The organism is Frankia sp. CcI49 (assembly GCF_001983215.1).
Lineage (GTDB): Bacteria > Actinomycetota > Actinomycetes > Frankiales > Frankiaceae > Parafrankia > Parafrankia irregularis.
This window is the reverse complement of record NZ_MOWP01000007.1, coordinates 206,857-217,958: the sequence shown is the minus strand read 5'-3', so window position 1 is coordinate 217,958 and position 11,102 is coordinate 206,857. Positions and strand designations below refer to the sequence as shown.

Sequence of the window (11,102 nt, the reverse complement as noted above, 5' to 3'; positions counted from 1 at the left end):
GGCAATGAGCACTGAGATAACCGACTTCGTCGTCGAGCTCCAGCAGTGGGTGTACGAGAAGGCCTCGTCCGACGATCTCATGCTGAAGAACGCCTTCGTACAGGTCGTGGGCGAGGCCCTGGCCGAGGACGGCACGCTCGACAACCCGGAGTTCGTCCCGTTCCAGAAGTCGTGGAAGAGGCACACGCTGGAGGTCGCCGGCTTCGACATCAGCACGGACGGCTCGATCCTTCGACTACTGGCAGTTCATCACGGCGAGCAGATCGTGAGGAAAAGCCAGATAGACCAGCTCGTCCGCTGCGCGATCAACTTTGCCGACGCCTGCCTTGCCGGAATGCCCGACGAGTTGGAGAAGTCCGCCGGGCGTGACATGGCCGAGCGCATCCGTGACTGCTGGGCGGACTTCGAGCAGGTCCAGATCATCGTGCTGACCGACGGTGCCGTCGGCAGGGCCGGGGTCTGGGCCACCGACCTCAGCGTCGACAGCCTGCCGGTCACGACCCAGCTCTGGGACCTCACCCGGCTGCACCGCCTGATGACCTCCGGCCGCCGCCAGGAGGAGATCGCCATCGATCTTCTGGAGATGGGGTACGAGATCCAGTGCCTGGAGGCACCCCGGCAGCCGGACGAGTACGAGTGCGTTCTGGCCGTGCTGCCGGCGCAGCTCATCGCCGAGCTGTACGACCGCCACCACAGCCGGCTGCTGCAACGTAACGTGCGGGCCTTCCTGCAGGCGCGAACAAAGGTCAACAAGGGCATCGCCGAGACCATCAGGAACAACCCGGGCCGGTTCCTCGCCTACAACAACGGCATCTCGGCCACGGCCACAGCCATCGAGTTCGCTTCGGGAGCCGACGGCCGCAGGATCATCACCAGGATCCGCGATCTCCAGATCGTGAACGGCGGCCAGACGACGGCGTCGCTGCACGTTGCCTTCAAGGCCGGTGTCGACAGCCTCTCCGACGTGCATGTGGCCACCAAGTTCACAGTCGTCGGCGATGCTCTTCTCGACGAGCTCGTCCCGAGGATCTCGATGTACGCCAACTCCCAGAACGCGGTCACCGCCGCCGACTTCGAGGGCAACAGCGCCTACCACGTCGAGATGGAGAAGCACTCGCGGGCCATCTGGGCGCCGGCGTCCGGCCTCGCGGAGCGGCAGACCCACTGGTACTACGAACGGGTGCGCGGGCAGTACGACGTCGACCGCGCGCGTTACACCAAGCAGTCGGAGCGCAAGCAGTTCGACCTGGACAACCCGAAGAACCAGAAGATCACGAAGACGGACGCGGCGAAGTACGAGTACGCCTACCGGTGCCAGCCGCACGTGGTGAGCCTTGGTGGCCAGAAGTGCTTCCAGGAATGGTCCATGCACGGTGAGCCCAGCGCGAACGACATGCCGACCGACATCGCCTTCCGTGACCTCGTCGCCAAGTCGATCCTGTTCAATCGCGTCCGCAGGATCATTCAGCAGCAGGGCTACAGCGGCTACCTCGCCAACATCACCGCGGTGACGATCTCCCTGATCGTGGACCGCTTCGGCGGCAGTATCGACCTCGGTCGCATCTGGCGCGCGCAGGCTGTGCCGGAGGCCCTTGAAAGCGTCATCCCCGAGTTGGCCACCCAGGTACGCGAGACGATCACCAATCCACCCGGCAACGGGAACATCACCGAATGGTGCAAGAAGGAGGCCAGCTGGAACGCGGCCAAGACGATCAGGTGGACTCCGCCCGCCGATCTCGTGGCCGCGCTGGCACTGCCGACATCCGATGCTGCCTAGGTCCGGCGGTCGGTCCGGCAGTGGGTCCGGCGGTGAGCAGCAGGCCCAAAGCCCCAGCGGAACCACCGGGACCTACGGAGTCAGGCTGGTTCGAGGTCCGTTCGTGCGGCTGGAACCACATGTCGACAGCTGCGGCGACGTCCGGGAACTGGAGGCGCTGGTCACGCGGCTGCGAGCGGAGGATCCGCGCCGGTTGCTGGTGGCGGACCTGTTCTCCGGTGCCGGTGGCCTGAGTCTGGGGTTGGAACAGGCCGGGCTGCGGGTCGTGCTCGGCGTCGATCACGACCCGGAGGCGACCGAGACGCACCGGCATCACTTCGCCGGCCTCACCCTCGACCAGGACCTGTCCGACCCGGGCAGGGTGGACGAGATCGCGGGCCTGATCCGCTCGCTGCGCCTGGATGTGGTGGTCGGCGGGCCGCCCTGCCAGCCCTTCTCCCGCGCGGGCCGATCGAAGATCCGGCACAGGGTGCGCCTCGGTCTGGCGGAGTCCCATGACCGACGGCGCGATCTGTGGGAGTCGTTCCTCGCGGTCGTCCGTCAGGCCGAACCGCGTTGTGTGCTCATGGAGAACGTGCCGGACATGGCATTGGACCGGGAGATGTTCATCTTCCGCACGATTGTCCACACGCTGGAGGAACTCGGCTACGCGGTCGAGGCCCGTCTTGTCGACACCTACCGTTACAGTGTCCCGCAGTCCCGTCAGCGACTGATCATCGCGGCGATGCGGACGCCGATGCGGTTTCGCTGGCCGGACGATGCCGGCGGCCGAGTCACGGTCTGGAACGCCATCGGTGACCTGCCCGAGGTCGAAGGCGGCTGGCGGCCGCCGGGCGGTCCCGCGGGCTGGTCGGAGTACTCCCCCGCCCACCAGTCGGGCTTTCAGCGGGAGATGCGGGCGAAGGTCCCGCCCGCCGAGTCCGACCGGGTGTACGACCACATCACCCGCCCGGTCCGCCCGGATGACCTTCGGGCGTTCGAGCTGATGGATGAGCGGACGCTCTACTCGGACCTTCCGGAGGACGTGAAGCGGTACCGGGACGACATCTTCGACGACAAGTACAAGCGGCTCGGCGAGAACGATCTTTCTCGCACGATCACCGCACACATCGCCAAGGACGGATACTGGTACATCCATCCGCGGCAGAGCCGCACGCTGACCATCCGCGAGGCGGCTCGGCTCCAGACCTTCCCCGACCACATCCGGTTCGCGGGACCGCCGTCCGCCGCCTTCCGCCAGATYGGCAACGCCGTGCCTCCCCGCCTGGGCGAGCACCTCGGCCGGGCGCTGGTCAGAAGCATCACGACAACCGCCGAGCCCCAACCGACGACGAAAGAACTCGCCGGTCGCCTGGCTGCATGGTTCGCCAGCCGAAGCACCGTCGATCTGTCCGTTCCCTGGTTGGCAGCCACAACACGTTGGCAGGTCGTGGTGGGCGAGACGCTCTTTGACCGGGTTACCACCGACCGGATCCGTCTCCTCTGGCCACTTTTCGCACGCTGGCAGACCCCGGCCGCCACCGTCGAAGCCGAAGCCGAACTCCGTCTGGCCTCCAGTTGGATCGGCCGTGAGCACCGCGCCGATCGACTGTTGGAGGCGGCACGCTGGCTGACGAGGAATCCGTCCGCCCTCGACGCACCGGATCCCACCGGCAGGATCCCCCATGTCACGGGATCTGTTTTCGACCTTGCTGTGCTGACAGTCCCATCGGCGGACAGGGACGCGAGCCCGGAGCCGGTCCTTGTCGGCAAGGGGGTGCTGCGGTTGGCCGCCCGTCACGACGGAAGCGATGTCGACCATCGAAACCGCCTGTCCGACGGTCGGCTCGCCGTGGCCCGCCTGATCGGAGGTCCAGGCACCGCGCGGCACGCGCACCTGGCGCTCCTGGCACTCGCCAGCTCCGTGTGCCGCCCAGCCGCGCCGAGATGCACGGAATGCCCGCTGTCCACCACTTGTCGGCGCGCAGACGGAGATACCGCCGAGGCCCGGACGTCGCTGGTGCCGTCCTCGCCGGGAAGGACCGAGAGGTGACCGAAACAGGCCCTGGTCGTGACACCGCGACGACAGGGACGTGGACCGCGACGCGGGAGGGCARCCATCTGCGGGGGCGCCGAGCACGGAACACCACGCCCGAGATCGCGCTGCGCAGGGCGGTTCACGCGCTTGGCCTGCGATTCCGCGTCCACCAGACGGTTGTGCCGCGCTGCACGCCGGATTTCGTGCTCCCCCGCTGGCAGCTCGCGGTCTTCGTGGACGGCTGCTTCTGGCACGGTTGCCCCACCCACGGGATGAAGCAGTACCGCGGCCCGAACGCCGACCTCTGGCGGCAGAAGATGGAGACGAACCGCAATCGGGACCGCCGGAACGACGCAACACTCGCCGAGGCGGGCTGGAACGTCCTGCGGGTCTGGGAGTGCCAGGTCCGCCGTGACGTCGAGGAGTGCTCGCTGCTTGTGCTCAGGGCCGCTCAGGAGGCCCAGAGACCATCCGCTGACAGGGCGACGCCAAGCCGGGCCACCGCACGTTCGGCCTCCACCCGGCCGTAGGCACAACCGACCTGCCGCAGTGGACAGGCAGTGCAGTCAGGAACCCCCGACTCACACACCGTCATTCCCAGGTGTCGGACGGCAGCCATCCGCAGCGGGGCCTTCTCCCCGGTCCCGACGAGTCGAGCGAGATCGATGCGGCCGTCGGTCAACGAGTTCTGCTCCTGGGAGTTCGTCCCGCGGAAGCGGGCAGCCACCCTGACCGTGCTCGTTCCCGCCACGAGCACGTCGTGACCCCGAAGCATTCTGAAGATCTTCGCCTGCGCCGGCTGCAGGTTCAGCAGCCGAATCACCTCGTCCGCGTCCACATCCGCGGGCAGGGCGACGTCGATCAGCGGGCGGAGCCTCTCCAGGCGTCGCCGAGTGCGGCGCGGCACCGCGCCCAGGCAGGCTGTGAAGGTCTCCTCATCGAGGCTTTCCCTGTCCCTCAACAGGGCGAGCGCGGGCATGTCCTCAGCGGGAACAGGCTGAGGACGGGACAGCAACGCGCAGGCCACCGCGACCAGTGGCGTCATCATCCCACCGGGCACGGCCGTCCAGGCCTCGCTTCTGGCCAGGTCGGCAGCCCAGTCCGCGAGGCGCCCATGCACTTCCGGCCAGCGCGGCACGGGCGAGTCATCCGACGTCTCACCGCCGACCAGAGGAGCCAGAGCCCGAGCCGCAGCTGCTCCGGCAAGCGGGGGAACGGCGTTCCCGATCTGCCTGAACGCATCGCTCCGGTAACCGGCGAACCGGAACCAGTCGGGGAATGTCTGGATGCGGGCGGCCTCACGAACGGTCAGGGTCCGCAGCTCCTCCGGATGGATGTACCAGTAACCGTCCTTGGCAATGTGTGCGGTGATCGTCCGACTGAGTTCGTTCCAGCCGAGGCGGTTGTACTTGTCGTCGAAGGAGTCCGACCGGTACCTCTTCATCTCCTCCGGGAGTTTCGAGTAAAGCGTTCCCGCGTTCATGAGTTTGAACGCCTGCCGATCGTCATCCCGGACCGGGCGGGTGAAATGATCGTGGATTCGCCCCTTCGGTGCGCCCTGCCGCATCGCCCTCGCGAACTCGCCGAGCTTCGTGCCCTTGTACTTCAGCTCCCGAGAGCCGGTCGTGAGACCCAGCGCCGGCAGATCACGGATGGCATCGGCGACTGTCACCGGCGGACCGTCGTGCGCGGGCGGCCAGGTGAACCGGTCGCCGTCTTTGCGAGCGAGCAGGATCAGACGCCGACGGTGCTGGGGAACACGGAACTTCCAGGTGTCGATGATCCGCACCTCGGTGGCGTAGCCGCACTCCTCCAGGTCTCCGACAATCCGCCGCACCGTCTGGAAGTCATCGCCCAGCCCCATGTCCGGGACGTTCTCCATCAGCACCGCGCGCGGCTTCAGCTCGAAGACGACAGAGAGAAACGCCATCCACAGTTCGCGGCGCGGGTCGACACGTGAACGCGTTCCCCGCGCGACCAGACTGCGGATCTTGCTCGCCCCGGCGCGACTGTACGGCTGACAGGGCGGACCACCAGACACCAGATCGATCTTCAGACCGGACAGCGATGCCAGCAGCTCGTTCCGTGCCGCAGGCTCGCTCAGGTCGAGCTGCATCGCCCTACCCCTGAAGTTGGCCCGGTGGGTCTCGACTGCACGCAGGTTGTCGTCGACGGCCGTGACCACGGTCCAACCCGCCTGCTCCAAGCCCAGACTCAGGCCACCGGCGCCGCTGAAAAGGTCGACAGCGAGGCGCCGACCAGCTGACTGCTCGGCCCGACACCAGGTTGCAAAGTCCTCCTCGGAGGGACTCCCGGCACAAGGCGGCAGACACAGGAGATCGCTGCGCTCCAGCCGCACGCCGTAGGTCGCCACCTGCCCCCTCCCCCGGAACCTCGGACCGAAGCCGCCGCACGGACAGCCATCGACGCGCTGTAGTAGTTAACAACATCCGCCTCCCCGCCGATGAGGCGACTCCGTCAAACGCGAACCTCCCATCACATCAGCCGCTTACCCATCCACAGACTCCACATCGAACATGCGTTCCGTCAACATCGGTCCGAGACAGCTCCGCGAGGGCCACACAGGGGCATCGACCGTCTGGTCACCTCCGTGGACGCCCGTACACCGGACAGCACCCACCACGCATGCCAACCAGCCCACGACGAGCGAAACAACGCGCACGCTCGGCGCCTCCACAGCCGCCCCGGCGCGAACGCGTACATGAGACCCTGGGGCTGCCCACATCGCGGTGACGAAGGAGAAACAGGGTGGCAGGCCGACGAGCGTACGAGGTCACTCCATCGGCGGCCCGACTCACCCGGTCCCTTCGAGACGTCGGCTATGACTTTCCCGCCGCCGTAGCCGACCTCGTCGACAACAGCGTGTCGGCCGGAGCCACCCACGTTCAGGTCATAATCCGGTTCGACGGTGTTGACTCCCGGGTCCTCATAGCCGACGACGGCATCGGAATGAGTGAAAACGCGCTGGTCGAGGCCCTGCGCTTCGGCTCACGCCGCTCCTACCAGGAGAACGAGCTCGGCCGATACGGGCTTGGGCTGAAGACCGCATCCCTCTCGCAGGGCAGGTCGGTCACCGTCGTGACCCGACGATCGGCCTCTGCCGACCGCGTCTTCATTCGTGAACTGGACCTCGACCTCGTGGAGGAGCTTGACGAGTGGCTCGTCGTCGCCCCAAGACGATCGGCCGAACTCGACGACGCGCGCGAACTTCTCGGTGCCGGTTGTGGCACCGTGGTCCTCTGGCGCAACCTTGACCGCGTGCTGCCCGAAAGCCGCCCCGACGGCGGCTGGGCACGCAGGCGACTCGACAGCTACGCCCGAAAGACCGCCGATCACCTCGCCGTCGTCTTCCACCGGTTCCTGGAAGGACTACCCGACGGCCGGAGGGTTGTCATCTCGGTCAACGGAGAGAAGGTCCGTCCGTGGAATCCATTCGCTCCTGACGAGGAGCACCGACGCGAACTGCCCGTACAACAGTTCGAGATCAGCATCGGCAGCTCTTCCGGTGTCGTACACCTCCGACGCTTCGTGCTTCCCGCGCGGACTCGCTTCTCGTCACCCGACGAGTTCGAGCGCCTGTCCGGACCATTGAGCTGGAACCGCCAGCAGGGGCTTTATGTCTATCGCGCCAACCGCCTGGTCCAATGGGGCGGCTGGGCCGGCGTTCGCGGTATTGACGAGCACACCAAGCTGGCCCGCGCATCACTCGATTTTGACACCTCACTCGACCCCGCATTTAACATAAATGTTTCCAAGATGAGGGTCTCGATTCCACCGCAGCTCCGCCAGATGGTGACAGCTTCGGTCAACGAGCTGTGCACCGCGGCGAACGCCGCCTACCGCAGTTCACCCCATGGGAATCCTCCTCCGCATCGCGAGAAGCCGCAGAAGTCGTCAGCGCCGAGCACGGACCTGGCACTGGCTGGTCTCGCTCTTCGGTCAGCGGCGGTCCAGGCGGGTCATTACGAGGCCCTGGAGTCCATCCTCGCAATTATCCGCCGCGACGCCCCGGAGATCGCGTCCGCCCTCGGGATGGCCGCATCCGAATAGGCGAAGTGCGCAGTGCGGGTCCGCGGAGGAACTCCGCATGAGCCCGAGCGAAGGCCGCCCGGCCAGTATTCGCGTGTCACGGATCGATTTGGGAGACCGGCTCAGAGGTCGCGGTGTAGAAGGCGTGGATCACCTTGGCGTTGAGGTCGCACCACACTTCCGACGTCGCCCCGATCTTGACCGCCTTACCTTTGTGATGGTAACGAAAGTGGTTGTCGAGTCTTTCACAGTCGATGGAGGAGAAGAAGTAGTCGCTCCCCCCGCCTTGGCACCCGACCTTTACTCCTCTGTGCCCTTCGCTGCCCACCTCAAGGTCGACCGTGCAGTCGAGGTGCGCCGTGTCAGTCGGCAGGGGAAACAGAGTAGCGGTGGCGATCCCGGCCGAGGTGCTGCTGACGGATGGCGTCGCCTGCCTGCCCCTGGAGCCCTTCGCACTGTCCAGGTATCCCCACGCGAGCACAGTCAGCGCGATCAGCGCACCGGCGATGACAAGGCTCACAAGCGGACCCGGAGGGCGTCTCAAGCCCTTCCGCGCAGCACGGAGCGCCGGCCCGCTGGCCGGAAACTCCGGAGCAGAGCTGATGCCGGGAGACGCGTGCAGGACGGGGGGTATCAGGGTGTTGGGAAAGGCGGGTTCGGCGAGGGGCTTGGCACGTCCTGTCAGCGTGGCACTGATGCCGTCCAGCAGCCTGGCACGGGTGGCGTCGGCGTCCAGGCCGTAAAGGTCGAACGAGACGACCCCGCCGAGGAGGGTGGGGCGGGGGCAGTCCTCGATGCGGATCGGGATGACTTTGCGGGCCTGCCCGCGAGGGTCGGAGMGGAACGCGGCCTCCCATTCCGCACGCCCGTAGACCGAGGTGAGATAAGCCTGGGAGAGGAGCGCGATCACGCTACGGCTGCTGCGTACTCCTTCGTCCATGCGGCCCATCCAGTGATCGCCGGGAACCATGTCCCATGCCTGGATCAGCACCCGGTAGTCCTCGTCTTCGAGCTGCCAGGCGATCCACTCCGCCCAGGCGCGATCCGAGGCGGTGTAGGAGACGAAGAAATCCCAGCTGTCTCCATGCTCCTGCGTGCTCACAACTGGCCAGATTGCCACAAAGCGCCACCAGCCCCGAGTACGCAGTCCATCTACCCGACGGCGTTCTGGCGGCGTAGTTGAACCGGACGGCTCCGCGTTGTCGCTGTACCCGGTCCGGCGAATCTTCGCGTGGGTGGCAGGGCGCCTGCCTACCCCTCGCGTTGGCCGTCGCCGCTGACCACCGTCGGCCGGTGACCACCCGCACGGCGGGCCCCGGGACGGGCGATCATGGCGCCCGTGGTCCCTGGTCTTCTGCGGGCTTGCTCTGGGCGCGATAGTCCTGGACGGCGCGGTTGACGTAGGTGAGGAGTTCCGGGTTCATCCGGTGCAGCGCTCGGCGGTCGTACCAGCGGACGATCAGTGCGCCCAGGGCGAGCCAGCAGAGCAGCCCGATCGCGGCGGACACGGCGCCGCGGGTCAGGCCCGCGTCGGCCTGGGCGTCGAAGTACAGGATGGCCCGGTCGCCGGCGAGGATCTGCCGCAGCGGCTCGGCCTCGCTGAGCAGCCGGAAGAAGCCGGGCAACGCTTCGATGGGCACCGTTCCACCGGCCGATGCCAGACCGGCGTAGACGAACAGCAGGAGCGCGACCAGCTGCCCGGGGGTGCCGAGCGCCGCGAAGAGCACGATCGTCCCGGCGGCGACACTGGCCGCGCACAGCCAGGAGAAGACCCACAACAGCAGCGGATGGGGGGCGTCCATGCCCACCGCGCCGGCTCCGATCGCGATCATCAGGCCGGTGACGACCGCAGTCAACGCCGCCGCCATCACCCATTTGATCAGCAGGGTTCGCCAGCGGCTGATCGCTTTCGGCTGGAGCTGGGTCCAGCGGGGTCCGACCTCGGAGGTGCCGTAGCCGAGGGCCGCGTCCACCGTGGAATGCAGGAGGGTCCCGACGAGGAATCCGCACATGAGGGTCAGCAGGGCCAGGTAGAAGGCGCTCAGGCCGAGCGCGCTGTTCGCGGGCGGAGGGTGGAACTGGCTGGTGGTGACCGTCACCGGGTTCGCCAGGAACGCCTGCGTCGCCGCGCCACCAGCGCCCGCACCCGCAGTCGCCGCACCGCCAGTCGTCGCGGTTCCGGCGCCGGTCGAGGCCCCGGCCGTCGTGTCGGCCGCCGCGGTGAGCTGAGCGCTGATCGTCCGGGAGGCGGCGGCGAGGGCGGGCTGCAGGACGCCGCTGGCCAGGCTCACTCCCAGCGTGCCGGCCCGCGGGTTGGTCAGCAGTTGGACCGATCGGTCTCCTGTCCGGGTAGCCGCGCCCCCCGATGCCCCAGCTGCCGGCAGGCCGGCCTGGGCCAGGAGCGAGGCGGTGAAGCCGGGCGGGATCACCACGGTTGCGTAGGCCCGCCCGCGGCTCATGGCCCGTTCCGCCTCCGGCAGGGTGACGGGTTCCAGCCGTAGCCGGCGGGACACCTCCGGGCTCGCCTGCAGACCGGCCTCGATACGCGAACCGATGTCGAGGTGCTCTGCCCCCAGCGTGGCGCCGCGGTCGTTGTTGACCACCTCGACCGGCAGGCCACGCACATGGCCGAGGGGGTCGACCGCCGACGCGAGGTACAGCGCGGTCATCGCCGAGACGACGACCGAGGCCAGGATCAGCGGCAGCACCCACACGGCGCGTTCCCGCAGCAGGTCATGCACCCGAACCGGGAAGTCGTCCCGCGGCGGCGTTGCGTCCTTCGGAGCCAACAGCCTGTCTCGATTCGCTCAGTCCCCGTGGGCCACACGATATGTGGGCCGCCAGCAGCCGCTGCGAGTACACCAGGGAGTACTGGACGATCTGTGCACGATCACTGAACCAGGCGATCCCGTTTCGGCCGCTCTTTGGCAATGGCGCACACGGATGCGCGGCTTCCTCGGGTGGAGGAACATCGCGCAGACAAGCCGTCAGATGTCGTGGCGACTAGAACGGGCCCATCATCCACGCAGTTTGGCCCGATGCGTTCCGTGCGGCCTGATGCGAATCAACCGAAGTGGAATCGACTCCTGCCCTCAGCATGTCCTGCGGGGTGGCCCGCAGCCGCCGGACCGCCCGTCCACGCAGGACGAGAGCCACGAAGACGAAGAGCAACAGGAAACCGATCAGTACGAGCCCCATGGCAAGCCTTCCCTCTGTTACGGCTGAATTCGAGGTTTCCAGATCTCGCGGCCGAAGACA

At 67.3% G+C, this 11,102-nt stretch carries 7 protein-coding genes; 4 read left to right on the top strand and 3 right to left on the bottom strand.

Annotation, left to right across the window (positions count from 1 at the left end):
- Positions 1 to 4 precede the first annotated feature (4 nt).
- The 3 genes from CcI49_RS07330 to CcI49_RS07320 all read left to right on the top strand — a co-directional run bounded on the left by CcI49_RS07330 (position 5) and on the right by CcI49_RS07320 (position 4,324).
- Positions 5 to 1,777: an AIPR family protein gene (locus CcI49_RS07330; protein WP_076825212.1), complete on the top strand. Its 1,773-nt coding sequence runs from the start codon at positions 5 to 7 to the stop codon at positions 1,775 to 1,777.
- Positions 1,778 to 1,880: 103 nt separating this feature from the next.
- A complete protein-coding gene (dcm, locus tag CcI49_RS07325) occupies positions 1,881 to 3,809 on the top strand; it encodes a DNA cytosine methyltransferase (RefSeq protein ID WP_076825210.1) in 1,929 nt (642 codons plus the stop codon).
- Complete coding sequence (locus tag CcI49_RS07320) at positions 3,806 to 4,324, top strand: very short patch repair endonuclease (protein ID WP_076825208.1); 519 nt, start codon at positions 3,806 to 3,808, stop codon at positions 4,322 to 4,324. Before dcm ends, CcI49_RS07320 begins: the two co-directional genes overlap by 4 nt.
- Here the strand turns inward: CcI49_RS07320 and CcI49_RS07315 are convergent.
- A complete protein-coding gene (locus CcI49_RS07315) occupies positions 4,246 to 6,153 on the bottom strand; it encodes a DNA cytosine methyltransferase (RefSeq protein ID WP_277872696.1) in 1,908 nt (635 codons plus the stop codon). The two genes, CcI49_RS07320 and CcI49_RS07315, sit on opposite strands and share 79 nt — an antisense overlap.
- A gap of 410 nt (positions 6,154 to 6,563) precedes the next feature.
- Between CcI49_RS07315 and CcI49_RS07310 the strand changes: the two genes are divergently transcribed.
- A complete protein-coding gene (locus CcI49_RS07310; protein ID WP_076825204.1) occupies positions 6,564 to 7,865 on the top strand; it encodes an ATP-binding protein in 1,302 nt (433 codons plus the stop codon).
- 76 nt (positions 7,866 to 7,941) lie between these two features.
- Here the strand turns inward: CcI49_RS07310 and CcI49_RS07305 are convergent, their stop codons facing one another.
- Both CcI49_RS07305 and CcI49_RS07300 read right to left on the bottom strand, forming a co-directional pair.
- Complete coding sequence (locus CcI49_RS07305) at positions 7,942 to 8,946, bottom strand: toll/interleukin-1 receptor domain-containing protein (RefSeq protein ID WP_076825202.1); 1,005 nt, start codon at positions 8,944 to 8,946, stop codon at positions 7,942 to 7,944.
- A 226-nt stretch (positions 8,947 to 9,172) separates the two neighbouring features.
- Complete coding sequence (locus CcI49_RS07300) at positions 9,173 to 10,633, bottom strand: DUF3533 domain-containing protein (protein WP_076825200.1); 1,461 nt, start codon at positions 10,631 to 10,633, stop codon at positions 9,173 to 9,175.
- Positions 10,634 to 11,102 lie beyond the last annotated feature (469 nt).